The sequence below is a fragment of the Magnetospirillum sp. UT-4 genome (genome assembly GCF_902729435.1).
Taxonomy (GTDB): Bacteria; Pseudomonadota; Alphaproteobacteria; order Rhodospirillales; family Magnetospirillaceae; genus Magnetospirillum.
This window is the reverse complement of sequence record NZ_CACVCG010000070.1, coordinates 1-22,991: the sequence shown is the minus strand read 5'-3', so window position 1 is coordinate 22,991 and position 22,991 is coordinate 1. Positions and strand designations below refer to the sequence as shown.

Annotated in this window: 23 protein-coding genes; 3 read left to right on the top strand and 20 right to left on the bottom strand. The window is 69.1% G+C overall.

Translation table 11 applies throughout. From position 1 onward, the window contains the following. Positions 1-171 precede the first annotated feature (171 nt). From MTBUT4_RS19705 to MTBUT4_RS11130, 15 genes are all read right to left on the bottom strand, one after another. A complete protein-coding gene (locus MTBUT4_RS19705; protein ID WP_256367250.1) occupies positions 172-306 on the bottom strand; it encodes a hypothetical protein in 135 nt (44 codons plus the stop codon). Positions 307-350: 44 nt separating this feature from the next. Further along, positions 351-1,355 carry a LysM peptidoglycan-binding domain-containing M23 family metallopeptidase gene (locus tag MTBUT4_RS11195; protein WP_254434830.1) on the bottom strand — a complete coding sequence of 335 codons (1,005 nt, stop codon included), beginning with the start codon at positions 1,353-1,355 and terminating at the stop codon, positions 351-353. Positions 1,356-1,491: 136 nt separating this feature from the next. Further along, the gene (locus tag MTBUT4_RS11190) at positions 1,492-2,127 is read right to left on the bottom strand and encodes a protein-L-isoaspartate(D-aspartate) O-methyltransferase (RefSeq protein WP_173979777.1); all 636 of its coding nucleotides are present in this window, start codon (positions 2,125-2,127) and stop codon (positions 1,492-1,494) included. 11 nt (positions 2,128-2,138) lie between these two features. Then, positions 2,139-2,921, bottom strand: a complete 783-nt coding sequence (surE, locus tag MTBUT4_RS11185) for a 5'/3'-nucleotidase SurE (RefSeq protein ID WP_173979776.1) — start codon at positions 2,919-2,921, stop codon at positions 2,139-2,141. Between the two features lie 4 nt (positions 2,922-2,925). Beyond that, positions 2,926-4,356 carry a serine--tRNA ligase gene (serS, locus tag MTBUT4_RS19495; RefSeq protein WP_173979775.1) on the bottom strand — a complete coding sequence of 477 codons (1,431 nt, stop codon included), beginning with the start codon at positions 4,354-4,356 and terminating at the stop codon, positions 2,926-2,928. An 8-nt stretch (positions 4,357-4,364) separates the two neighbouring features. Further along, the gene (gene tatC, locus MTBUT4_RS11175; protein WP_371737820.1) at positions 4,365-5,195 is read right to left on the bottom strand and encodes a twin-arginine translocase subunit TatC; all 831 of its coding nucleotides are present in this window, start codon (positions 5,193-5,195) and stop codon (positions 4,365-4,367) included. Further along, positions 5,192-5,566 (bottom strand): Sec-independent protein translocase protein TatB, encoded by a 375-nt coding sequence (gene tatB / locus MTBUT4_RS11170; RefSeq protein WP_173979774.1) that lies wholly within the window; start codon positions 5,564-5,566, stop codon positions 5,192-5,194. The genes tatC and tatB overlap by 4 nt, the downstream gene beginning before the upstream one ends. 42 nt (positions 5,567-5,608) lie before the next feature. Then, positions 5,609-5,848: a twin-arginine translocase TatA/TatE family subunit gene (locus MTBUT4_RS11165; RefSeq protein WP_173979773.1), complete on the bottom strand. Its 240-nt coding sequence runs from the start codon at positions 5,846-5,848 to the stop codon at positions 5,609-5,611. Between the two features lie 78 nt (positions 5,849-5,926). Continuing rightward, entirely contained in the window at positions 5,927-6,583 is a 657-nt protein-coding gene (gene scpB, locus MTBUT4_RS11160) for an SMC-Scp complex subunit ScpB (protein ID WP_254434829.1), read from the bottom strand. Continuing rightward, positions 6,580-7,413, bottom strand: coding sequence for a ScpA family protein (locus MTBUT4_RS11155; RefSeq protein ID WP_173979772.1), 834 nt, complete (start codon positions 7,411-7,413; stop codon positions 6,580-6,582). The genes scpB and MTBUT4_RS11155 overlap by 4 nt, the downstream gene beginning before the upstream one ends. Before the next feature lie 817 nt (positions 7,414-8,230). Continuing rightward, positions 8,231-8,914, bottom strand: coding sequence for a site-2 protease family protein (locus MTBUT4_RS11150; RefSeq protein ID WP_173979771.1), 684 nt, complete (start codon positions 8,912-8,914; stop codon positions 8,231-8,233). Further along, positions 8,911-9,933 carry a beta-N-acetylhexosaminidase gene (nagZ, locus tag MTBUT4_RS11145; RefSeq protein WP_173979770.1) on the bottom strand — a complete coding sequence of 341 codons (1,023 nt, stop codon included), beginning with the start codon at positions 9,931-9,933 and terminating at the stop codon, positions 8,911-8,913. Before nagZ ends, MTBUT4_RS11150 begins: the two co-directional genes overlap by 4 nt. After that, entirely contained in the window at positions 9,920-10,840 is a 921-nt protein-coding gene (locus MTBUT4_RS19810; protein WP_173979769.1) for an SPOR domain-containing protein, read from the bottom strand. The genes nagZ and MTBUT4_RS19810 overlap by 14 nt, the downstream gene beginning before the upstream one ends. Position 10,841: 1 nt before the next feature. Then, complete coding sequence (argS, locus tag MTBUT4_RS11135) at positions 10,842-12,593, bottom strand: arginine--tRNA ligase (RefSeq protein WP_173979768.1); 1,752 nt, start codon at positions 12,591-12,593, stop codon at positions 10,842-10,844. Further along, a complete protein-coding gene (locus tag MTBUT4_RS11130) occupies positions 12,590-13,792 on the bottom strand; it encodes a deoxyguanosinetriphosphate triphosphohydrolase (RefSeq protein WP_173979779.1) in 1,203 nt (400 codons plus the stop codon). The genes argS and MTBUT4_RS11130 overlap by 4 nt, the downstream gene beginning before the upstream one ends. Positions 13,793-13,925: 133 nt before the next feature. Between MTBUT4_RS11130 and erpA the strand changes: the two genes are divergently transcribed. Beyond that, positions 13,926-14,279: an iron-sulfur cluster insertion protein ErpA gene (gene erpA, locus MTBUT4_RS11125; RefSeq protein WP_173979767.1), complete on the top strand. Its 354-nt coding sequence runs from the start codon at positions 13,926-13,928 to the stop codon at positions 14,277-14,279. A 153-nt stretch (positions 14,280-14,432) separates the two neighbouring features. Here the strand turns inward: erpA and MTBUT4_RS11120 are convergent, their stop codons facing one another. Further along, positions 14,433-15,116: a hypothetical protein gene (locus MTBUT4_RS11120; RefSeq protein ID WP_173979766.1), complete on the bottom strand. Its 684-nt coding sequence runs from the start codon at positions 15,114-15,116 to the stop codon at positions 14,433-14,435. A 27-nt stretch (positions 15,117-15,143) separates the two neighbouring features. Here MTBUT4_RS11120 and MTBUT4_RS11115 point away from each other — a divergent pair, with 27 nt between their 5' ends. After that, positions 15,144-15,914 carry an exodeoxyribonuclease III gene (locus MTBUT4_RS11115; protein ID WP_173979765.1) on the top strand — a complete coding sequence of 257 codons (771 nt, stop codon included), beginning with the start codon at positions 15,144-15,146 and terminating at the stop codon, positions 15,912-15,914. 109 nt (positions 15,915-16,023) lie between these two features. Then, positions 16,024-16,797 carry a ferredoxin--NADP reductase gene (locus MTBUT4_RS11110; protein WP_173979764.1) on the top strand — a complete coding sequence of 258 codons (774 nt, stop codon included), beginning with the start codon at positions 16,024-16,026 and terminating at the stop codon, positions 16,795-16,797. A gap of 88 nt (positions 16,798-16,885) precedes the next feature. Here the strand turns inward: MTBUT4_RS11110 and MTBUT4_RS11105 are convergent, their stop codons facing one another. The 4 genes from MTBUT4_RS11105 to MTBUT4_RS11090 form a co-directional block, all read right to left on the bottom strand. Beyond that, on the bottom strand, positions 16,886-18,082 hold the full coding sequence (locus tag MTBUT4_RS11105) for a hypothetical protein (RefSeq protein ID WP_173979763.1): 1,197 nt from the start codon (positions 18,080-18,082) through the stop codon (positions 16,886-16,888). Further along, on the bottom strand, positions 18,079-18,936 hold the full coding sequence (locus MTBUT4_RS11100; protein WP_173979762.1) for a bacteriohemerythrin: 858 nt from the start codon (positions 18,934-18,936) through the stop codon (positions 18,079-18,081). The genes MTBUT4_RS11105 and MTBUT4_RS11100 overlap by 4 nt, the downstream gene beginning before the upstream one ends. Positions 18,937-18,951: 15 nt before the next feature. Continuing rightward, a complete protein-coding gene (gene ilvD / locus MTBUT4_RS11095; protein ID WP_173979761.1) occupies positions 18,952-20,796 on the bottom strand; it encodes a dihydroxy-acid dehydratase in 1,845 nt (614 codons plus the stop codon). 80 nt (positions 20,797-20,876) lie between these two features. Further along, positions 20,877-22,856: a lytic transglycosylase domain-containing protein gene (locus MTBUT4_RS11090; RefSeq protein ID WP_254434828.1), complete on the bottom strand. Its 1,980-nt coding sequence runs from the start codon at positions 22,854-22,856 to the stop codon at positions 20,877-20,879. Positions 22,857-22,991: the final 135 nt, after the last annotated feature.

Genomic DNA, 22,991 nt, shown 5'->3' with positions numbered 1-22,991 from the left:
CCGCACCCTGTTAAACCGGACAGAAGTGGGCTTGACCCGGGCATCCACGCGCCGCCGCACAACTCATTGTTTTATAAAGTATCTTGGTGGATCCACGCGGATCGCCGGGTCGAGCCCGGCGATGACGAAAAAGGTCATGAGGACGCCAATTCCGAGCAATTCCGCCCCCTGTCAGCGCCGGGCCAGCCATCGGGCGAGCAGAAGCACCAGGCCGAACAAGGCGATGCCGCCAAGGATGATGGCGATACCCATGGCCAGGGCTTCGCCCGGGGTAGCGGTGGGGACGGTTTCGATGAATCGGTTCATGGCGCCATCGGGCCACGGCGAACGTACCGCCGCCTTGCCTTAGGTCAAGCCCCCTCGCCGTGCAGATGGTCGGCCGGGTTGACCGCCTCGGTGCCGCGGCGCAGCTCGAAATGGAGCTGGGGGCTGTTGACCGAGCCGGTGGAGCCGACGGTGGCGATCTGCTGGCCCTTGCGCACCTGATCGCCCTTGCGCACCATCAACTGGTCGTTGTGGGCATAGGCGCTCATCCAGCCATCGGCGTGGCGGACCAGCAGCAGGTTGCCGAAGCCCTTGAGTTCGTTGCCGGAATAGGCCACCACCCCGTTCTCGGCGGCGCGCACCGGGGTGCCGCGCGGGGCGGCGATGTTGATGCCGTCATTGTGCTGGCCCTTGGCCAGCGGCCCGAACTCGGCCACCACCTCGCCCCGCACCGGCCAGACGAAGCCGCGACCGGCCAGGGCCGGCGGCTCGGCCGGCACCGCCCGCTGCGGCTGAAAGGCGACGTGCCGGGCCTCGGCGGCCGGCGCCTGCGCCGGGGCCTCGGAGGGTTGCGGCAGCGGCCGAGGCGAGGGCCGGGCCGCCCCCGGGGCGTTGGGCGAGGCGATGACCACGCCGGCCGCCGCCGAACCGGCGCCCGGAGCCGTCGCGACGGTCGTGGTCCCACCGTGCGAGCCCGGCACCCGCAGCTTCTCGCCGACATAGATGGTGTAGGGCGGCCGCTTGTTGTTGACCTGGGCCAGGGTGGCGAAATCCACCTTGAGCCGGCGGGCCAGCACCAGCAAGGTGTCGCCCCGGCGCACCACGTACTCGGCGGCCGCGCCGGGGATGCGCAGGACCAGGCCGGGGGTCAGCAGGTAGGGCGGCTGCAGGTTGTTGGCCTCGATCACCGCGCGGACCGAGACGTTGCAGCGCCGGGCCACGCCATAGACGGTGTCCCCGGCCGTCACCGTGACAGCGCCGCCGCACCCCGAGGAGACCGCCCCCCGGGTCACCGGCGCCCGCCCCTGCCAGGTCGGCTCGCAGCCGGCCAGCAGCCAGGGCAGGACCACCGCCGGGACCAGGAACTTCACAATATGAAGTAGGGGCGCGCGCATGCGCGCCACTATACGCACGATGAATGACAGGGGCAATGTGCGCCTGGCCCGTGCCTGGCCGCTCAAGCGCCGCTCCGGCGGGTCGCGTGTTCACGCTTGGCGTGAAAACGCTCTATTCCTCGGCCACCCCTTCCACCAGCGGCACGAAGCGCACGCCGCCCAGGGTTTCGATGTCGATTCCGGCTTCGGTGCGGGTGACCTTGAGCAGGTCCTGGTCGAATTCGCCCACCGGCAGCACCATGATGCCGCCGATGGCCAGTTGCTCCACCAGCACCGGCGGGATGTCGTGGGCGGCGGCGGTGACCATGATGCGTTCGAACGGCGCCTGTTCCGGCCAGCCGCGGCTGCCGTCGCCCAGCTTGGCGGTGATGTTGTGGATGCGCAGGCGCCGGAAGCGCTCCTCGGCCGCCTGCAGCAGGGGCTTGTGCCGCTCGATGGTGTAGACCCGGCGGCACACCTGGGCCAGCACCGCCGCCTGATAGCCCGAGCCGGTGCCGATCTCCAGCACCTTGGTGCGGTCGGTGACCTCCAGCGCCTGGGTCATCATCGCCACCACCAGCGGCTGGCTGACCGTCTGGCCGCAGGCGATGGGCAAAGCGCGGTTCTCGTAGGCCTGGTCGAGGAACGGCTCGGCCACGAACAGCTCGCGCGGGACCCGCTCGATGGCGCCGAGCGTGCGGGTGTCGGTGATGCCCTGCCGGCGCAACTCCATCAGCAGCCTGATGACGCGGGGCTCGGGGGCGGCCATGGGCCGGTTCCTCACGCGAATACGGTTGCCAACGCGCGCATGGTGTCGCGGTCGGTGAGATCGACGCAGAGCGGGGTGACCGAAACCGCCCCCCGCGTCACCGCCTCGATGTCGGTGCCGGGGGTCGAGCGGTCCTCGGCCCGCTGGGCGCCGATCCAGATATAGGGATCGCCGCGCGGATCCAAACGCTCGGACAATTCGTCGCCGATCTTGCGCTTGCCCTGGCGGGTGACCTCGATGCCGGTGACCTGGCCGTGCGGCACGTCGGGGAAGTTGACGTTGATCAGCACGTTGCGCCCCCACCCCACCCGGGTGACCCGGCGGATGATCTCGGGCGCCCAATGCTCGGCGGTGGCCCACCGCACCGGCTGGTCGGGTCCGTAATATTGCGAGAAGGCGATGGCCGGCACGCCCAGGATGGTGGCCTCCATGGCCGCCGCCACGGTGCCGGAATAGGTGACGTCCTCGCCCAGGTTGCCGCCGCGGTTGATTCCCGACAGCACCAGGTCCGGCCGGCGGCCCTTCAGCACGTGGTTGATGCCCAGCAGCACCGCGTCGGTGGGGGTGCCATCGACGGCATAGCGCCGGCGCGACACCTGGCGCACCCGCAACGGGCGGCGGATGGTGAGCGAATGGCCGGCCGCCGATTGCTCGGTTTCCGGGGCCACCACCCAGACGTCCTTGGAAATGGCGCGGGCCACCTTCTCCAGCACCTTGATGCCCGGCGCATTGATGCCGTCATCGTTGGAGATCAGGATGCGCAGGTCGGCGAGGTTGTCCATGGGCGGATGCATGGATTCAGCCGATCACCGCCAGCCCGCCCATGTAGGGCTTCAGCGCCTCGGGCACCACGATGCGGCCGTCGGCCTGCTGGCCGTTCTCCATCACCGCCACCAGGGTGCGGCCCACCGCCAGGCCCGAGCCGTTGAGGGTGTGGACGAAGCGGTTGCCCGCCTCCGATCGGAACCGCGCCTTCATCCGCCGCGCCTGGAAGTCGCCGCAATTGGAGCACGAGGAAATCTCGCGGTAGCGCCCCTGCCCCGGCAGCCAGACCTCGATGTCGTAGGTCTTGCGCGCCGAGAAGCCCATGTCGCCGGTGCACAGGGCGACGGTGCGGTAGGGCAGGCCCAGGCGCTGCAGGATGGTCTCGGCGCAGGCGGTCATGCGCTCGTGCTCCTCGCCCGACTGGTCGGGATGGGCGATGGAGACCAGTTCCACCTTCCAGAACTGGTGCTGGCGGATCATGCCGCGGGTGTCCTTGCCGGCCGCCCCCGCCTCGGAGCGGAAGCACGGGGTGAGCGCGGTCATGCGCAGCGGCAGCCGCGCCTCGTCCAGGATGGAATCGGCCACCAGATTGGTCAGCGGCACCTCGGCGGTGGGAATCAGGAACCGCTCGTCGGCCAGCAGATTGTCGCCCAGTTCGTTCACCACGTGCTGGATGGCGGCGAAGATGTGACCCTTCACCTCCTGGTCCAGGGCGTGGCCGGAATAGCGCCGGTCGAGGGCGTCGATGGGGCTGCGGCTGGCCTCGACGATCTTCTTGCCGGCGGCCGCCGGGTCGTAGCAGGCGGTGGCGAACAGATCGGCCTTGAACTTGGGCAGCTGGCCGGTGCCGAACAGGGCGCTGTCCTTGACCAGGATCGGCGGGCTGACTTCGGTGTAGCCGTGCTCGGCGGTCTGCACGTCCAGCATGAACTGGCCCAGCGCCCGTTCCAGCCGCGCCAGCTGGCCCTTCAGCACCACGAAACGGGCCCCCGACAGCTTTGCGGCGCCTTCGAAATCCATCATCCCCAGCTTCTCGCCCAGGGCATCGTGCTCGAGCGGCTGGAAGTCGAACGCCGGCGGCGTGCCCCAGCGGCGGATCTCGACGTTGTGCTCCTCGTCGGGGCCGTCGGGAACGTCGGCGCCGGGCAGGTTGGGGGTGTTCGCCAGGATCCGCTCGATCTCTTCGCCCAGCGCCTTGTCCTGGGCCTCCATCAGCGGGATGTCGGTCTTGAGGCGGGCCACTTCCGCCATCATCGCCGAGGCGTCGCCGCCCTGCTTCTTCAGCATGCCGATCTGGCGCGACGCCTCGTTGCGGGCGGCCTGCATCTCCTGCAGCCGGGTCTGGGCGGCGCGGCGCTCACCGTCCAGGCGCAACAGCTCGGCCGAAACCGCGGGAAGCCCCCGGCGGGCGAGCCCGGCATCGAAGGCCTCGGGGTTGTCGCGGATCCATTTCAGGTCGTGCATTCTGGGCCTCAGCCGTTGAAATCGGTCTCTTCGACCGGTTCGTCCTCGTCGTCTTCCTCGTCCTCGCGCGCCGCCCGCTTCTTCTCCGCCAGTACCGCCGAGAGGATGGACAGCTCGTAGAGGATCACCATCGGCACCGCCAGCGACAGCTGGCTGACCACGTCGGGCGGCGTGACCACGGCGGCGAACACGAACACGCCGACGATGGCATAGCGCCGCTTCTCGCGCAGCCCCTGGGCGGTGACCAGCCCGACCCGGGCCAGCAGGGTCAGCAGCACCGGCAGCTGGAACGCCAGCCCGAAGGCGAAGATCAGGGTCATGATCAGCGACAGGGACTCGCTGACCTTGGCCTCCAGCTGGATGGGCAGCTCGCCCTGCTGCGGCACCAGGTTCTCGAAGCCCAGCAGGTAGGTGTAGAGCATGGGCAGGACGAGGTAATAGACCAGCGCCGCACCGGCCGCAAACAGCACCGGGGTGGCGAACAGGAAGGGCATAAAGGCCTGCTTCTCGTGCTTGTAGAGGCCCGGGGCGACGAACGCCCACAGCTGGCCGGCCCATACCGGGAAGCATACCATGGCGGCGGCGAAGGCGGCGACCTTGACATAGGTGAAGAACGCCTCGGTCGGCGCGGTGTAGATCAGCCGGCGCATGCCGCCCTTGTCGAGGGCGACGCTGGCATAGGGATCGAGCAGGAAGCCGTAGATGTACGCGGCGAAGTAGAACGCCACCGCGAAGCAGATGATGAAGGCCACCAGCGACCACAGCAGGCGGGAGCGCAGCTCGACCAGATGGTCGAGCAACGGCATGGTCTTGTCGTCGGCGGCGTCGGGCTTGCTCACGGCGCGGGCGGCTTCCCCGGAGCCTCGTGCGGCGCGGGTTCGGGCAGCAGCAGCGGCTCCTCGGCGGGCGGCAGGGCCGCAACGGGAGGCTCGAGCCCCTTGGCGATGTCGCCGGTGGGATCGATGGCCTTCTCGATCTCGTGGCGCAGGACGTTGGTGTCGGCCACCTTCTCCACCTGCGCCTTCAGATCCTGGATTTCGGATTCGCGGACCATGTCGTCGACGCCGCGCTGGAACTCGCCGGCCAGTTCGCGCGCCTTGCGCGTCCACCGCCCCAGCTGGCGCAGCACCACCGGCAGGTCCTTCGGCCCGATGACGATCAACGCCATCACCGCCACCAGGGCCATCTCATCCCAGCCGATGTCGAACATGTGGGCGCCATCTCCCCCGGCGGTGGCCGCCGGGCCGGAAGGTCAGTGCTTGGCGGGGTCCTTGTCGGCGGGCTTGGCCGCCGCCTGGGAATCGATGCGCTGGGCATCGGCCGCGGGGGCCGACGGCGCCGCCGGGGCGTCGTCGTCCTCGTTCAGGCCCTTCTTGAAGGCCTTCACGCCCTTGGCCATGTCGCCCATCAGACGCGGGATCTTGTTGGCCCCGAACAGCAGCAGCACGATGACCAGGACGATCAGCCAGTGCCAGATGCTGAAGCTACCCATGACTCTTTACTCCCGACAGGCAAACCAGGATGGATTGGGGGCGGATCATCGCAGATGTGGCACGAAGCCGCAACCGCCCTACTCTGCGAGTCCGTATTCATCTTCCTCATCGTGGCCGAGGTCCAATTCCGGCTCCTCCTCGGGCTCATCGACGTCCACCGGCACCAGTCCATCGACCGCGCGATTGCCGTAGGCGTTGGCGGCGGGGCGGGTGTCGAGCAGGCCGGCGGCCTTGAGTTCCTTCAGCGACGGCAGATCCTCCAGGCTTTCCAGCCCGAAATGGTCGAGGAAGGCATCGGTGGTGCCCCATTGCAGTGGCTTGCCCACCGTCCGGCGGCGCCCGCGCGGGCGGATCCAGCCCGCCTCGAACAGCAGGTCCAGCGTCCCCTTGGACAGGGCGACGCCGCGCACCTCCTCGATCTCGGCGCGGGTGACCGGCTGGTTGTAGGCGATGATGGCCAGCACCTCGATGGCGGCGCGCGACAGCCGCCTGACCTGGGTCTGCTCCACCGCCAGGGACCCAGCCAGATCGGGGGCGGTGCGGAAGGCCCAGGCATCGCCACGCCTCACCAGATTGACGCCGCGCCCGGCGTAATCGGCCTGCAGTCGGGCGAGGATGGCGGACAGGTCGGTGCCCTCGGGCAGCTTGCCGGCCAGCACCACCTCGGGCAGCGGCCGGTCGGCGGCGAACAGCATGGCCTCGACCAGGCGCAGATGTTCCGTGTCCAGGCTCACGCCGCGCCCTCCAGCACCGGGGCGGCGCGCAGGTGGATGGGGGAATAGGGGCCGCCGTCCTGGCGCAACTGCACCCGCCCCTGGCGGGCCAGTTCCAGCGCGGCGATGAAGGTCGAGGCCACCGCCGATTTCATCTTCAGCACGTCGCCCTCGATGGCCGGCAGGTAGGCCGACAGCACCGACCAGTCGGGCAGCCGGCCGATCATGCGTTCCAGCCGCCGCAGCGCGTCCTCGACGGAATAGAGGTCGGGCGCCTCGATGGTCAGGGTGCGCACCGAGGTGCGCACCACGTGGTCGCCATAGGCCTTCAGCAGGTCGAACAGCTCCACCTCGAACAGCGAGCGGGTCACCACCGGCACCTCGTCGGGCTCGCCGCGGGCGAAGACGTGCTTACCAAGGCGCGGGCGGTTGACCAGCTGGGTGCCGGCCTGCTGCATGGCCTCCAGCCGGCGCAGGCGGAAGGCCAGCACCTCGGCCATCTCCACCGCCGTCAGCTGCCCCTCCTCCGCCACCTCGGGCTCGGGCAGCAGCAGCCGCGACTTGAGATAGGCCAGCCACGCCGCCATCACCAGGTATTCGGCGGCCAGGTCGAGATGGCGCCGCCGCACCCGGGCGACGAAGCCCAGATACTGGTCGGCCAGCTTCAGGATGGAAATGCGGGCAAGATCGACCTTCTGCTCGCGCGCCAGGGAGAGCAGCACGTCCAGCGGCCCCTCGTAGCCGTCGAGGTCGAGCACCAGACGCTCGTCACCGCCGCGACCGCCGCCGGCCTCGTCGGCGTCAAAGCCGTCATCGCGCTCGATACCCAAGATATGGTGGTCACCGTCCATGGCGACACCATAACATGATGATGGCCAAGAAAACCAGACCGGCCTTACGTCCCTTGAACGTCATGCCCGGGCTTGACCCACCTCCGCCCGGTTAATTCGTCCCGGCCCCCTTTTCGTCATCGCCGGGCTTGACCCGGCGATCCACGTGGCGCGGCCTAATTCATTGTTTCATAAAGCGTCCCGGCGGACCCACGTAGATGCCCGGGTCAAGCCCACGGCTGTCCGGTTTAATTCTCGGCTGGCCCATGCCCCCTCGCCCGCCTGCGGGAGAGGGGGGCGAGCGTCAGCGAGCCGGGGTGAGGGCGGCGCGTGTCCACGCGCCCAAGACCTGAAAACGCAGAGGTTTTCGCTGTCGCGAAGCGCACCTGACGGCGCGCGCCCTCTCCCTCCCGTCGCTGGCGCGACGGGTCCCTCCCTCTCCCGCAGGCGGGCGAGGGTAATCTGTCCGCTTCCNTCCGGTTTAATTCTCGGCTGGCCCATGCCCCCTCGCCCGCCTGCGGGAGAGGGGGGCGAGCGTCAGCGAGCCGGGGTGAGGGCGGCGCGTGTCCACGCGCCCAAGACCTGAAAACGCAGAGGTTTTCGCTGTCGCGAAGCGCACCTGACGGCGCGCGCCCTCTCCCTCCCGTCGCTGGCGCGACGGGTCCCTCCCTCTCCCGCAGGCGGGCGAGGGTAATCTGTCCGCTTCCGCCAACATCACCCCGGACGCGGCCGACACCAAGGGCTCCCGAAGGCTCTCCGAAAAATAAACCGGACAGAAGTGGGTCAAGCCCGGGCATGACGGGAAAGGGAAGGAGTGAGGGAGGGCGCCGCCGCGACTTTAGCCGCCGAACACAGTCACTAGCAGTTCCAGCAGCCCGGTGATTGCCGGCCGGATGGCGAGGTCGAACAGATCCAGGTTGACCCCGATTGCCCGCCCGATCATCGGCAACAACAGCAGCGCCGCAAGCACGATGAAAATTCCGGCGTGTTCCAGCCGCGCCAGTTGGAACGCCAGCGGCCTGGGCAGCAGGCCCACCGCCACCCGGCCGCCATCCAGGGGCGGGATCGGGATCATGTTGAACACGGCGAGCAGCAGGTTGATGTTGATCGCCTGAACCAGGTTCCATCGTGCCCAGTCCACTGCACTGTCTGGCAAAACGCCGACCCAGCGGATCAGCAGCACGGCGATGACGGCCATGGCGATGTTCGCACCGGGCCCGGCCGCCGCCACCACCACCATGCCCAGGCGCTTGTGCCGCAGCTTGCCGAAATTGACCGGCACCGGCTTGGCCCAGCCGAACAGGAAGCTGCCCAGCATCATCAGGATCAGCGGCAGGACGATGCTGCCGAAGGGATCGACATGGCGCAGCGGGTTGAGCGAGATGCGCCCGGCCCGTTTCGCGGTATCGTCGCCCATGGCCAGGGCGGCATAGCCGTGCGCCGCCTCGTGGAAGGTGACGGCGAAGATCAGCGGCAGGGCGACGACCGAGATCTGCTGCACCAGGCCGAACAGGTCGGTCATGCCAGCATCCCGTCGATCCTGGCGGAAACATCCGCCACATCAAGCGCTTGCGGTACCCTCTTCATCTTTGCGGCGCGGGCCAGCCGTTCCTCGGCGATGCCATCCAGGGGAGTCATGGCGGCGGCCACCGCCTCCATCTCGGCCATCTCGCCATTGCAGTGGAGCACCGCGTCGCAGCCGGCATCGAGGGCGGCGCGGGTGCGGTCCTCGAAGCTGCCGCCCAGCGCCTTCATGGACAGATCGTCGGAGACCAGGAAGCCCTGGAACCCGATGAGCCCGCGAATCACCTCGCCGATCACCCGGGCCGAGGTGGTGGCGGGCCGGTCGGCGTCGATGGCCTTGTAGACCACGTGGGCGGTCATCCCCCAGGGCTGGTCGGCCAGCGCCCGGAAGGGCGGGAAATCGGCGGCCTCCAGCTCGGCCCTGCCCGCTTCCACCACCGGCAGCGCCAGGTGGCTGTCGACCATGGCGCGGCCGTGGCCGGGGATGTGCTTGACCACCGGCAGCACGCCCTCGTCCAGCAGGCCGTCGCAGCAGGCCCGCCCGAGTTCGGCCACCTGCGCCGGGTCGAGACCATAGGCGCGGTCGCCGATGACGTCGTGGGCGCCCGGCACCGGCACGTCGAGCACCGGGGCGCAATCGACGTCGATGCCGAGATCGGCCAGTTCGCGGCCGATCAGGCGGAAATTGAGCCGCACCGCCTCCAGCGCCGCCGCCTTGTCGCGCCCGGCCAGGGCGGCGAAGGCCGCACCCGGCGGCGCCTTGCGCCAGTGCGGCGGCCGCAGGCGCTGCACCCGCCCGCCCTCCTGGTCGATCAGCACCGGGGCGTCGGCGCGTCCGACGCTGGCGCGCAGTTCGGCCACCAGCGCCCGCACCTGATCCGGGGTCTCTATGTTGCGGGCGAACAGGATGAAGCCCAGCGGCCGCACCCGGGCGAAGAATGCCCGCTCGGCCGCATTCAGGACAGGTCCGGCGCAGCCGAAGATGGCGGCGGCGGGAGGGGCGTCACTTGCGGGCAACGATGCATCCCTGGTTGCGGATTTTCAGCTCGGTACACAGCTGCTTGGCCGCCTGTTCCGACAGCGGGCCGGCGCGCAGCCGGAAGAACACCCCCTTGTCGCCCAGTTCGACCCGGACGACGTCGGATTTCAGCTGCCCCAGCAGGTCGGCATTGGCCTTCTGGATGCGCCCCCATTCCTTGTCGGCGTCGGGCGCCGACCGCAACGCGCCCAGCTGGATCTGCCAGTCGCCGGCGGGCGGCGGTGCCTTGGCCGCAGGGGCCGGGGCGGTTGCCGGCATGGCGGGCGCAGGCATGGCGGGAGCGGGCATGGCGGGAGCAGGCATGGCGGCGGGCCGTTGCGGCGCAGGGGCGGCGGTCACCTTGACCGGCGCCGGCTCGGCCGGCTGAACCGTCACCGGCGTCTGCGGCGCCGGCCTGGCCATGGGCGGCTCGGCCATTTTCGGCGGCATCGGGGCGGGAGCGGGAGCGGGAGCCGGCTTCAGCACCTCGGTCCTGGCCGCGCCGACCGGCGCCGGCGGCGCGGCGGCGGGCAGCGGCACCGCCGGCTGCTCGGGGGTGGGCAGCAGACGCTCGACCTTGGCCTCGCTTTCGCCATCCATCCGCTCGTAGACCAGCTTGTCCTGGTTGGGCACCTGCATGCCGCCGCGGTCGTCGGGACGGATCTTGATGGGGCGCTCATCGGCCTTGATCACCGGGATTCCCGAGCTGCCGTCCCGCCGGCCGCCGAGGAAATGCAGGCCGAGGGCAACGATCAGCCCCACTGCCAGCACCGCCGCGGCGATGGTGACATAGCCGCGCAGCCGGTATCCGGCGCGCGCCTTGCGCGAATCGCCATCGGCGTCGTAGCACTCCGGGATGATGTCCAGGATATCGCGGTTGAAATCGTCGTCGCGGTTGCCGGCCATGTCAGCGCATCTCCTCGACGGGCTCGACGCCGAACACGGCCAGGCCCGATGCGATTACCGAGGCCACCGCCCGCACCAGCGCCAGCCGCGCCAGCGACAGATCGGGGTCGTCCTCGAGCAGGAAGCGCAGACGCGCCTCGTCCTTGCCCTTGTTCCACAGCCCGTGGAACGCCGCCGCCAGATCGTAGAGCATGAAGGCGACGCGATGGGGCTCGTGCGCCTCGGCGGCACTCTCGACCAGACGGGGCCATCCCGCGAGCAGCTTGATCAAGCCCAACTCGGCCGGATCGGTCAAGCGCGCCAGCGGCGCCGCAGCCAGGGCCGGACCGGAGATAGGGGCCGTGGGCCACATGTCGGCGGCATGGCGCAGCACCGAATGGCAGCGGGCATGGGCGTATTGGACATAGAACACCGGATTGTCCCGGCTCTGCTCCAGCACCTTGTCCAGGTCGAAGTCCAGATGGGCGTCGTTCTTGCGCGTCAGCATGATGAAGCGCACCACATCCTTGCCCACCGCCTCGACCAGGTCGCGCAGGGTGACGAAGGTGCCGGCCCGCTTGCTCATCTTGTAGGGCTGGCCGCCCTTCAGCAGGTTGACCATCTGGCACAGCTTGACGTCGAGACTGCCCTGCCCTTCGGTCACCGCCCTGACCGCCGCCTGCATGCGCTTGACGTAGCCGCCGTGATCGGCGCCCCAGATGTCGATCATGTCGGGGAAGCCGCGGCCGAACTTGTCCTGGTGATAGGCGATGTCCGAGGCGAAATAGGTATAGGAGCCGTCCGACTTCTTCAGCGGCCGATCGACGTCGTCGCCGAAGCGGGTGGCACGGAACAGGACCTGGGGACGCGGCTCCCAATCGTCGAGAACCTTGCCCTTGGGCGGCTCGAGCACGCCGGTATAGATCTCGTCCCTCGCCTCGAGGAAGGCCAGCGCCGCATCCACCCGGCCCGCCTCGACCAGGGCGCGCTCCGAGGTGAAGACGTCGTGCTTCACCCCCAGCGCCGCCAGGTCCTCGCGGATCATGCCCATCATGGCATCGACCGCGTAATGCCGGAACGCCGGCAGCCACTCGGCCTCCGGGCTGTCCTTGAACGCCGCGCCATGGGCCTTGGCCAGCGCCTCGCCCACCGGCTTCAGGTATTCGCCGGGATACAGCCCCTCGGGGATGTCGCCGATGGCCTCGCCCAGGGCCTCGCGGTAGCGCAGGAAGGCCGAGCGGGCCAGCACATCGACCTGGGCGCCGGCATCGTTGATGTAGTACTCGCGGGTGACGTCGAAGCCGGCCTTGGCCAGCAGCGAGGCCAGGGCATCGCCGACCACGGCGCCGCGGGCATGGCCGATATGCATGGGGCCGGTGGGATTGGCCGAGACGAACTCGACGTTGACGCGGTGCCCCTTGGGCTCGCCGTCGCCCCAATTGGTACCGGCCTTCAGCACGTCGGCCAGGCGCTCGGCCCAGAAGGATTCGGCCAGGCGCAGGTTGATGAAGCCGGGACCGGCCACCTCGACCGCCACCACCGCCGGGTGGGCGCGCAGCTCGGCGGCCAGCAGTTCGGCCAGGTCGCGCGGCTTCAGGCCGGCGCCCTTGGACAGCACCATGGCGGCATTGGTGGCGACGTCGCCGTGGGCCTCCTCGCGCGGCGGCTCGGCGGTGACCTTCGCGGTGTCGAGCCCCCCCGGCAGGGTTCCGGCTTCGGCCAGACGGCCCAGCGCGGCGACGATCTCTTCACGGAAATACTTGAACAGGTTCATGGCTTCTCTTGCATGTCGAACAGCCGGCGATGCTCGTCCAGGGCGAAGCGGTCGGTCATGCCGGCGATGTAGTCGGCCACCACGCGGGCGGTCTTGGGAGTGCCGGACCCGTCCGACAGCCGCCGCCATTCCGGCGGCAGGCATTCGGGCTCGGCGTGAAGCAGGGCGAACAGGTCCTTGACCACGCGCCGCGCCTTCGAGGTCATGCGGTTGACCATGAAGTGGCGGTACATGTTGGGGAACAGAAAGCCCTTCAGGGCGGCGTCGTTGGCCCGCATGCCTTCCGAGAAGGACACCAGCGGGCGGTCGAGGCGGCGTACGTCGGCGGCGGTCTCGGGCTTCAGGGCGGCGATGCGCTCGCGGGTCTCGGCGATGCAGTCCAGGATCATCGCCCCGATCAGCCGGCGCACCGTCTCGTGGATGTGCAGCGAGCGGTCGATGCCCGGGTTCTCGTCGGCCACCGCCTTGAACATGGGTCCCACCAGCGGCACCTCGGCCAGATCCTCGATGGAGAACAGGCCGGCGCGCAGGCCGTCGTCGATGTCGTGGTTGTTGTAGGCGATGTCGTCGGACAGCGCCGCCACCTGGGCCTCGGCCGAGGCGAAGGTGGCCAGTTCCAGGTCGTGGCGCTGGCAGTATTCCAGGATGGCGCCGGGGACCGGCCGCTCCTTGCGCACCGCCAGCGGACCGGTCATCGGGCCGTTGTGCTTGACCAGCCCCTCCAGCGTCTCCCAGGTCAGGTTGAGGCCGTCGAACTGGATGTAGCGGCGTTCCAGCCTGGTCACCACCCGCAGCGACTGGGCGTTGTGGTCGAAGCCGCCATGGGCCGTCAGCATCTCCTGCAGGGCCTCCTCGCCGGCATGGCCGAACGGGGTGTGACCGAGATCGTGGGCCAGCGCCAGGCCCTCGGCCAGATCCTCGTCCAGGCCCAGGACGCGGGCGATGGAGCGGGCGATCTGCGCCACCTCCAGCGAATGGGTCAGGCGGGTGCGGAAATTGTCGCCCTCGTGATAGACGAAGACCTGGGTCTTGTACTGCAGGCGGCGGAAGGCGGCGGAATGGATGATGCGGTCGCGGTCGCGCTGGAACGGCGTGCGGGTGCCGCTTTCCGGCTCGGCGTGCAGGCGTCCGCGCGACCGGTCGGGCCGGCAGGCGTAGCAAGCCAGGACGGAGGTGCGCGAAGGCGGCTCGGCGATCATGGTGCGGACACTAACCGGGGCGGCGGCGGAAGGCAACCGCGCTCCCCGCCCGCCTGACTTCTGGACTTTCATGCGCGGCACGCCATTTGCTAATCTTCCGGCAATTCCGCCCGCAATCCATTCCGGAGTTCCCATGTCCGACACCCTCACCGCCGCCACCTCCGGCGTCATCCTTACCGAAAACGCCGCCCAGCGGGTGCAGGCGCTGATCCAGATGGAAGGCAGGCCCGGCCTGATGCTGCGCCTGGGCGTCTCGGGCGGTGGCTGCTCGGGCTTCCAGTATGTCATCACCCTCGACGACAGCGTGGGCGACGAGGACATGGTGGAGGAGCAGCACGGAGTCCGGCTGGTGGTCGATCAGACCTCGGTCCCCTTCCTCAACGGCACCCAGGTGGATTTCGTCGAGGACCTGATGGGCGCCTCGTTCCAGTTCTCCAACCCCAACGCCAGCTCGACCTGCGGCTGCGGATCGAGCTTCTCGGTTTGATGTGGCCCCACGCCCAGTAGCCTCATGTTGAGGAGGCCCCCTTGGGGGCCGTCTCGAAACACGAGGCGGGCCAAGACCGTGCGACGAGCCTCGCTTCGAGACGCCGCTACGCGGCCCTCAGGGTGAGGCTCGAATAAGACCCCGCCATTTGAGCTACCAGCTCGGGCACCGCGCCGCCACGGCGCGGTAGCTTTCCACCGTGTCGATGGCGGAATTGGCGCGGCGGTTGTCCGCTTCGAAATCGTCGAGGACCGGCTTCAGGCCGGCCTTGAGGCGGGCGATGATCTGCTCGCCGCCCCGCTGGGCGTCGCCGTGGAAGACGAACGGGCCGATCCCCCGCGTCACCTCCGCCAGGTGCGCCCGCATTCGTGGGACATGGGCGTGGAAGGCGCCGCGGGTCAGGCGGACGTGCTCGAACTCGTGCTCGCGCACCACGTTGTACTGGCAGGTGCCGGGTGGGAACTCGGCGGCGATGTCGACGGTGATGGCGTGCATGCGCCAATCGGCGGTCACCCGCTCCAGCATCAGGCAGGTCCGCCCGCCCGGCAGGTCGGTCCAGCGGTAGCGCGGGGTGATGGTGAGCTGGGTGCGGGTCTGGGTCAGGCCGGCCTCGCGGTGGCCGGCGGTATGGCGGGTGGCCAGCTGGGTGAGCTGGTTGCGGGTGCGGTCGTTGCGCACCACCGGCTCGACCACGTCGCTGGTGAACAGGGTCTCGACCATCGGCGCCGCCAGTCCCCGGGGCGGGCAGTCCTGCGCCGCCGCCGCGGAGGCCCACAGGCACGCCAGCAGGATCAACACCCGCTGCCGCAATCCGCCGGAAGCCGCTATAAAGGCCATTCCCATCCCCTGCCCCGCCGAGGCGCCATGGTCCGCATCGCCAGCTGGAACGTCAATTCCGTCAAGGCCCGCCTGCCCAATGTGGTCGAATGGCTGGACTCTGCCAAGCCCGACGTGGTGCTGCTGCAGGAGATCAAGTGCCAGGACGAGGGCTTCCCGTTCCTGGAGATCGAGGCCGCCGGCTATCGCGCCGCCGTGCACGGACAGAAAAGCTACAACGGCGTCGCCATCCTGTCGCGCCTGCCCATGGACGACATCCGCCGCGGCCTGCCCGGCGACGAGGCCGACCCGCAGGCACGCTGGATCGAGGCCACCATCGCCGGCCTCCGCATCGCCTCGCTGTACCTGCCCAACGGCAACCCGGCCCCGGGCGAGAAGTACGACTACAAGCTGGCCTGGATGCGCCGCCTGGTCGCCCATGCCCGCACCCTGCTGGCCGGGGAGCGGCCGCTGGTGCTGGGCGGCGACTACAACGTCTGCCCCACCGACGCCGACGTCTACGATCCGCCCAACTGGCGGGACGACGCTTTGTGCCGGCCGCAAAGCCGCGCCCTGTTCCGCGAGCTGCTGCATCAGGGCTTCACCGAGGCGTTCCGGGTCCTGCATTCCGAACCCGGCCGCTACACCTTCTGGGACTACCAGGCGGGCGCCTGGCCACGCGACGAGGGCCTGCGCATCGACCACCTGCTGCTGTCGCCCCAGGCCGCCGACCGGCTGGTCGCCTGCGACATCGACAAGGCTCCGCGCGGGCGTGAGAGGGCCAGCGACCATACGCCCATCTGGGTCGAACTTTCGTAAACCCACAATGACTTTAGGGTAAAAGACCAAGTAGGCCACTCAACCTCTTGCGGCCGCCCATCGAAATTGTTATGTCCCTGCGGAGGAGAAACCTCGGAACCGCGCCGGCATGTCCAACCTGCTTGAGAAGACCGTCATCGACGTCCACCACTGGACCGAATCCCTGTTCACCCTGAAGCTCACCCGCGATCCGGGGTTCCGCTTCGAGAACGGGCAGTTCGCCATGATCGGCCTGATGGTCGATGGCCGTCCGCTGATGCGGGCCTATTCCATGGTCAGCGCCAATTACGAGGACCACCTGGAATTCCTGTCCATCAAGGTCCCGGGCGGCCCGCTGACCTCGCGCCTGCAGCATGTCCAGCCGGGCGACACCATCCTGGTCAACAAGAAGACCACCGGCACCCTGGTGCTGCCCAACCTGCTGCCCGGCCGGCGCCTGTGGCTGCTGGCCACCGGCACCGGGCTGGCGCCGTTCCTCGCCATCGTCAAGGATCCCGAGGTCTATGACCGCTTCGACCAGGTGGTGCTGGTCCACGGCTGCCGCCACGTGCGCGACCTGGTCTACGAGGATTTCATCCGCGACCACCTGCCGGCCAACGAGTTCTTCGGCGAGCAGGCCCGCCACAAGCTGGTCTACTACCCCACCGTCACCCGCGAGGACTTCCGCAACCAGGGCCGCATCACCGAGCTGGTGCGCTCGGGCAAGCTGTTCGCCGATCTCGGCCTGCCCCATTTCACCCCCGAGGACGACCGGGTGATGATCTGCGGCAACCCGCACATGATGGACGAACTGGCGCTGTACCTGGACGATCTCGGCTTCGACCAGGGCAGCCACGCCGGCGCCGGCCATTACGTCATCGAGAAGGCGTTCGCGGAGAAGTAGGAAACAGGGGTTTTCACCACAAAGACACAAAGGACACGAAGAAAAACAAACCTTCGTGTTCTTTGTGTCTTTGTGGTGAATAATTCTTTTACCTGAACACGAACGGCATCGCCGAATCGGTATATCCGGCCGCGTCGACCACCCTTTCCGCCGCCACGCCCTTGCGGGCCTCGGCCAGCACCGTCTCGATGCGGCGGTCGGTGAGGCGGTAGCGGGACTCCAGGCCGATATCCGCCAGGGCCGGGCAGGTCTCGCCGAAGACGTGGGCGTAAAGGCCGGTCATCATGCCGTAGCGCGACGCCATCAGGGTGTTGCAGGCGTTCTTCACCGCCGCCAGATCGCCGTCGTCGCGCATGTGCAGCGAGGTCACCAGCATCACCGACACCGCGTGCAGCACGTCGTAGCGCACATGGGCGATGAACACCTCCAGGTCCTTCGGGGTCAGCGGCAGCTTGTCGCGGGCCGCCACCCGGATCAGGCCGCCCAGCAGCAGCGAGAAGAATTCCGGCACCCCCCATTCCATGCCCAATCCGACCGAGGACAGCGCCTCCAGCGGGGTGAAGGCGGGATGGCCGGCGACCAGGCGTTGGGTCAGCACGTTGTCGGCCACCGCCCACTGCATCGGCTCGTCCTGGAGCGCCGGCGGGATCCCCAGGCCGTCGAACAGCTGGCGGTACATGACGATGTGGGTGCGGGCGCCGAACAGAAGCCCGAGGCCGGGATAATCCTCCACCGCGTGGCTGCCGACCCCGTATTCGTCGGCCACCAGCTGGGCCAGCGAGATCTGGGTGATCTCCGACACCCGCTCGTTCAGTTCGCCGTAGGGCAGGTCCATCAGCCCGTGGAAGCGGCCGATGGCCAGCGCCACGCATTGGCGGGTGTTCTTGATCTGGTTGAAGTACGAAGTGCCGAAGCGCTTGATCCGGTCGAGGTCGATACGGCCCTCGAACACCCGCACGAAGAAGGGATGGCGCCACACCGGATGGCCCATGACGTGGTCGTGCAGGTCGAGGAACATGGACTCCAGCGCGCCGGGGCGCAGCACCGCCACCCGGTGGAAGGGATTGTCGGCCGGCACCCGGTCGCGCAGCGAGGCGAAGATGCGGTGGAGATCGGAGCCGGGCTCGCCGATTTCGGCGATGATGACCGAGAAATCGGCGCGCTGGCTGTCGCGGAACGCCGCCAGCACCTGCTCGGCGTCCATCTCCAGCAGGTTCGCCATGGGGTGCACCGCCGCCGGAACCACCGGGCGGCCGTTCTCGAAGCGGACCAGGTCGGCCGTCACGGCGTCTCCCCCTTCTCGCGGATCAGTCGGGCCAGGCAGATCAGCAACCCGCGCGCCGATATGGGCTTTTCCATGAACTCGTCGGCGCCGGCGGCCAGCGCCTGATCGCGCACCGCCATGCGCTCGTGGCCCGACAGCACCAGCACCGGCAGCCGTGCCAGATCGGGACGGCCGCGGATCCAGGTCACCAGGTCCAGCCCGCTTTCGACTCCCACATGCCAGTCGGTCACCACCTGGCCGATGCCGCCGGCGTTCAACAGCGCCCGGGCCTCGTCCAAATTGGCTGCCAGGTGGATGTTGGTGACCCCGACGCCTTCCAGGATGGTCTGCAGGACGCGGCGGAAATTCTCGTTGTCATCGACCACCAGGACCGACAGCCGGTTCCAGGAGAAGCCGCCGGCATTGGGGCGTATGCCGGTGATGCTCATGGTCTCGGCGGCCAGCAGCGCCTCGGGATGGCCGATCACCCAGGCGCGGTAGTCCATGTCGGTGGAGCAGATGTGCTCGATCAGCCACTTGTTGAGGAAGGTCAGGCAGTCCTTGGCCCGCACCGCGGTGCGGTCGAGGTCGTAGCGGGACTTGAGGTCGCGCACCTGCTTGGCGAGGTTGCGGTGCATGCGCGAATGGGCCTCGAGGGAAGGATAGCGGCACACCTCCATCACCCGCTCCTCGCGGGCGAAATGGTGCTCGGCGTAGTCCTCGAGGGCCTTCAGCACGCTGCCCAGGGTGGCGTATTCCTCGCGGTCGCCGACCGAGCGGTGGAGGTTGTTGATGAGACTGACCAGCGTCTTGTGGTCGGCGTCCAGGATGGGGACGCCGACACTCATCATCTCGCTCCAGGTGATGACCGCCATGCCGTCCCCCCTCGCCTAGCGGCGCTCCAGTTGGGAGACGTCGCGCACGGCGCCGCGGGCGGCGCTGGTGGTCATGGCGGCATAGGCCTTCAGCGCCGCGCTCACCGGACGGTCGCGGCCGGCCGGGCGCCAGCCCTTGGCATCCATGGCGGCGCGGCGGCGGGCCAGTTCGTCCTCGGGCACCCGCACCGCGATGGTGCGGTTGGGAATGTCGATGACGATGGTGTCGCCGGGCTCGACCAGGCCGATGGTGCCGCCCTCGGCCGCCTCGGGGCTGGCGTGGCCGATGGACAGGCCCGAGGTGCCCCCCGAGAAGCGCCCGTCGGTGATCAGGGCGCATTGCTTGCCCAGCCCCATGCTCTTCAGGTAGCTGGTGGGGTAGAGCATCTCCTGCATGCCGGGGCCGCCCCTGGGTCCCTCGTAGCGCACGACGACCACGTCGCCGGCCTTGATCTCGCCGCCCAGGATCTTGGCCACCGCCTCCTCCTGGCTTTCGCAGACCACCGCCGGCCCCTGGAAGGTCAGGCAGCTCTCGTCGACGCCGGCGGTCTTCACGATGCAGCCGTCCAGCGCGATGTTGCCGAACAGCACCGCCAGGCCGCCATCCTTCGAGAAGGCGCTCTCGACCGAGCGGATGATGCCCTTGGCGCGGTCGGTATCCAGCGCGTCGAAGCGCTTCGCCTGCGAGAACGCCTCGGTGGTGCGCACCCCGCCGGGGGCGGCGCGGTAGAAGTCGTGGACCTTGGGGTCGCTGCTGCGGCTGACGTCCCACCGATCCAGGGCGGCCCTGAGGGTCGGGGCATGGACGGTGGCGCAATCGCCGTGCAGCAGGCCGCCGGCCTCCAGCTGGCCGAGGATGGCCATGATGCCGCCGGCGCGGTGGACGTCCTCGATATGCACGTCGGGCACGTTGGGCGCCACCTTGCACAGGCACGGCACCTTGCGGCTGAGGCGGTCGATGTCGGCCATGCCGAAATCGACGCCGGCCTCCTGGGCCGCCGCCAGCAGGTGCAGCACGGTGTTGGTGGAGCCGCCCATGGCGATGTCCAGGGTCATGGCGTTCTCGAACGCCTGCAGGGTGGCGATGGAGCGCGGCAGCACCGAGCTGTCGCCCTGCTCGTAATAGGCCTTGGTGATGGCGACGATGCGCCGGCCGGCCTCCAGGAACAGCTCGCGGCGGTCGGCATGGGTGGCGACCACGGTGCCGTTGCCGGGCAGGCTGAGCCCCAAGGCCTCCGTCAGGCAGTTCATGGAATTGGCGGTGAACATGCCCGAGCACGAGCCGCAGGTGGGGCAGCTGGAGCGCTCGTAGGCGGCGGCGTCCTCATCCGACACGCTCTTGTCGGCGCCCTTGATCATGGCGTCGATCAGATCGACCGCGTGGGTCTCGCCCTTGATGGTGACCTTGCCCGCCTCCATCGGTCCGCCGGAAACGAAGACGGTGGGGATGTTGAGGCGAAGCGCCGCCATCAGCATGCCGGGCGTGATCTTGTCGCAGTTGGAGATGCACACCAGCGCGTCGGCGGTGTGGGCGTTGACCATGTACTCCACCGAATCGGCGATGATCTCGCGGCTGGGCAGCGAATAGAGCATGCCGGCATGGCCCATGGCGATGCCGTCGTCGATGGCGATGGTGTTGAATTCCTTGGCGACGCCGCCCGCCTTCTCGATCTCGCGGGCCACCATCTGGCCCAGGTCCTTGAGGTGGACGTGACCGGGCACGAACTGGGTGAAGGAATTGGCGATGGCGATGATCGGCTTGCCGAAATCCGCGTCCGTCATCCCGGTGGCCCGCCACAGGCCGCGGGCGCCGGCCATGTTGCGACCGTGGGTGGACGTGCGGGAACGGTACTCCGGCATCTCTGGAAACTCCGGCAGGTGGGACTCCTATGCCTAATACATAGCCCCCGAGGCCCGCCGTGCCTAGGCGAAAACTGGCCTCATCCGGCGCCTTGCGGCCGCCGCGCCCACCGCTTGAGATCGTTTTCGAACGAGATTCCGTCGTTTCGCCCCAGCTTGCGGCGGTAGATGGAGACGCTCTCCATCACCCGCTGCACGTAGTTGCGGGTCTCGGTGAAGGGAATCATCTCGATCCAGTCGATGACATCGACGGCGCCGTCGCGGGGATCGCCGTACTCCTTGACCCAGCGCCGCGCCCGCGACGGCCCGGCATTGTAGGCGGCCAGCGCCAGCACGTAGGAGCCCTCGAAATCCGAGATCATGTCGGCGAGATAGGCGCTGCCCAGCCTGACGTTGTAGTCGGGCTCGTCCAGCTTCTTCGGACTGAAGGCCACCTTGATGGACTTGGCCACGTTCTTGGCGGTGGCCGGCATCAGCTGCATCAGGCCGCGCGCCCCCACCGGCGACTGCACATCGGTCATGAAGCCGCTTTCCTGGCGGATCAGGGCCAGCACCAGGGCCCGCTCGGGCTCGTCGACCCTGGCGATGGGCGGCACCGGCCAGCCGGCGCCCACCAGGAACACCGATTCGCGGTCGGCGCGGCGGGCCACCGTGACGGCCAGGTCGTCGCGCCCGCCCTCGGCCGCCAGCCTGCCGACCAGGGCGCGCTCGCCGGGGGTGTCGGCGACGTCGTTGAGGCGCAGGAAGAAGGCGCGCAGGTGCTCGCGCTCGCCGGCCTGCATCATCATCCGGATGGCACGCACCATCTCGCGCCCCTCGAAGCGTTTGACGTCCTCGGCGCTGGGCTGCGGGTCGGGCGGCAGCGGCCAGTGATGGTCGTCGAGACGCGAGGCCGACAGCTGGCCGTAATAGGCGGTGAAGTAGCGCGCTCCTTGCGAATACCACTCGCGCGCCGCCTTGTCGTCCTTCAGCATCTCGGCGGTGCGGCCGGCCCAATAGGCGGCCCTGGCCCGCGACAGCGGCGTGCTGACCGAGTCCCACAGCCGGCGGAAATGCGCCATGGCGGTCTCGCGGTCGTCGAGGAACCGCAGCGAGATCCACCCGGCCAGGAACTCGGCGTCCGCGAATTGCAGGGCCTTGGCCTCCAGTCCGTGGTCGGCGGCGACCTGGTAGGCGCGGCTGATCAGGCCCTTCTGCAGGGCGCGGCGGGCCAGGACGGCGCGCTCGGTCCACCACAGCTCGGGACGCACCGCGTTGCGCGCCGGATGGCCCAGCAGGTCGATGGCGTCCTCGTCCAGATCCTTCTGCCGGCGCCAGCGCACCCGGTCGAGGATCAGCCCGGGATCGTCTCGGTATTCCTTGGGCACCGCGGCGATGGCCGGCTCGGGATTGGCCTTGCCGTCCTGCAGCGCCAGCCGGGCCTGGGCCAGCAGCCGGCGCCCGCCCGACACCTTGAGCAGCATGCGCTGGGCCGGCGCCTCCTGCTTGTCCCACAGCAGCCGGTCGAGCCGGCGCCAGTGGTCGTCGGGCCGCAAGTAGTCGCCGTACAGGGTGAGGAACTGCCGCTCCTGCATGACGCCGAAACCGCCCTCGGCCCAGGTCTCGCGGATCAGCTTGACCGCCTTCTCCTCGTTGCCCGAGGCCAGCAGCGCCCGGGCGAAGGCCATGCCGCCATCGACGGTGGCCGGTGGATGCGCGGTGAACCACGCCATGATGCGGTCGTCGGGGGTGGCGGCGGTGACGGCCTCCTCGGCACGGCGCTGCAGCGAGCCCATCAGCGGCCAGTCGGGCGACGCCTCGATGAACGACCCGATCTCCTCGAAGCTGGCGCCGGAATTGGGGCTGACATAGGTCATCCAGCGCACCAGCTTGGCCAGCACGCGGTTCTTCGACTGCATGGCCAGCCGCTCGGCCTCGGCGAAGCGGTCCTTGCGCGCCGCCCCCAGCACCTGCTCGACCACCCCGCGATCGGCGGCGGCCGACGGCGGCGGCTTGGCCTGCGCGGCAACCGAGGCGGCCAGGGCCGCGGCGACAACGACAGCAATGCTACGAGCTCTCAACGCCAGCCCCTGTTTCAGAACCGCCCCCGGCGGCCGAAGCGGCATTCTAGGGAAGGGGCCGCCCCTGCCGCAAGCCGAAGCGACCGCGCATAAGGGGTATCCGTACCGGTAAAGGGAGACTTAACACGCGCGGCA

What these genes read in the sequence shown, in the direction of transcription:
- MTBUT4_RS19705 (WP_256367250.1), bottom strand. Translation starts at nt 306, where the DNA reads ATGAACCGATTCATCGAAACCGTCCCCACCGCTACCCCGGGCGAAGCC.
- MTBUT4_RS11190 (WP_173979777.1), bottom strand. Translation starts at nt 2,127, where the DNA reads ATGGCCGCCCCCGAGCCCCGCGTCATCAGGCTGCTGATGGAGTTGCGC.
- surE (WP_173979776.1), bottom strand. Translation starts at nt 2,921, where the DNA reads ATGCATCCGCCCATGGACAACCTCGCCGACCTGCGCATCCTGATCTCC.
- serS (WP_173979775.1), bottom strand. Translation starts at nt 4,356, where the DNA reads ATGCACGACCTGAAATGGATCCGCGACAACCCCGAGGCCTTCGATGCC.
- tatB (WP_173979774.1), bottom strand. Translation starts at nt 5,566, where the DNA reads ATGTTCGACATCGGCTGGGATGAGATGGCCCTGGTGGCGGTGATGGCG.
- MTBUT4_RS11165 (WP_173979773.1), bottom strand. Translation starts at nt 5,848, where the DNA reads ATGGGTAGCTTCAGCATCTGGCACTGGCTGATCGTCCTGGTCATCGTG.
- MTBUT4_RS11155 (WP_173979772.1), bottom strand. Translation starts at nt 7,413, where the DNA reads ATGGACGGTGACCACCATATCTTGGGTATCGAGCGCGATGACGGCTTT.
- MTBUT4_RS11150 (WP_173979771.1), bottom strand. Translation starts at nt 8,914, where the DNA reads ATGACCGACCTGTTCGGCCTGGTGCAGCAGATCTCGGTCGTCGCCCTG.
- MTBUT4_RS19810 (WP_173979769.1), bottom strand. Translation starts at nt 10,840, where the DNA reads ATGGCCGGCAACCGCGACGACGATTTCAACCGCGATATCCTGGACATC.
- argS (WP_173979768.1), bottom strand. Translation starts at nt 12,593, where the DNA reads ATGAACCTGTTCAAGTATTTCCGTGAAGAGATCGTCGCCGCGCTGGGC.
- MTBUT4_RS11130 (WP_173979779.1), bottom strand. Translation starts at nt 13,792, where the DNA reads ATGATCGCCGAGCCGCCTTCGCGCACCTCCGTCCTGGCTTGCTACGCC.
- erpA (WP_173979767.1), top strand. Translation starts at nt 13,926, where the DNA reads ATGTCCGACACCCTCACCGCCGCCACCTCCGGCGTCATCCTTACCGAA.
- MTBUT4_RS11120 (WP_173979766.1), bottom strand. Translation starts at nt 15,116, where the DNA reads ATGGCCTTTATAGCGGCTTCCGGCGGATTGCGGCAGCGGGTGTTGATC.
- MTBUT4_RS11115 (WP_173979765.1), top strand. Translation starts at nt 15,144, where the DNA reads ATGGTCCGCATCGCCAGCTGGAACGTCAATTCCGTCAAGGCCCGCCTG.
- MTBUT4_RS11110 (WP_173979764.1), top strand. Translation starts at nt 16,024, where the DNA reads ATGTCCAACCTGCTTGAGAAGACCGTCATCGACGTCCACCACTGGACC.
- MTBUT4_RS11100 (WP_173979762.1), bottom strand. Translation starts at nt 18,936, where the DNA reads ATGGCGGTCATCACCTGGAGCGAGATGATGAGTGTCGGCGTCCCCATC.
- ilvD (WP_173979761.1), bottom strand. Translation starts at nt 20,796, where the DNA reads ATGCCGGAGTACCGTTCCCGCACGTCCACCCACGGTCGCAACATGGCC.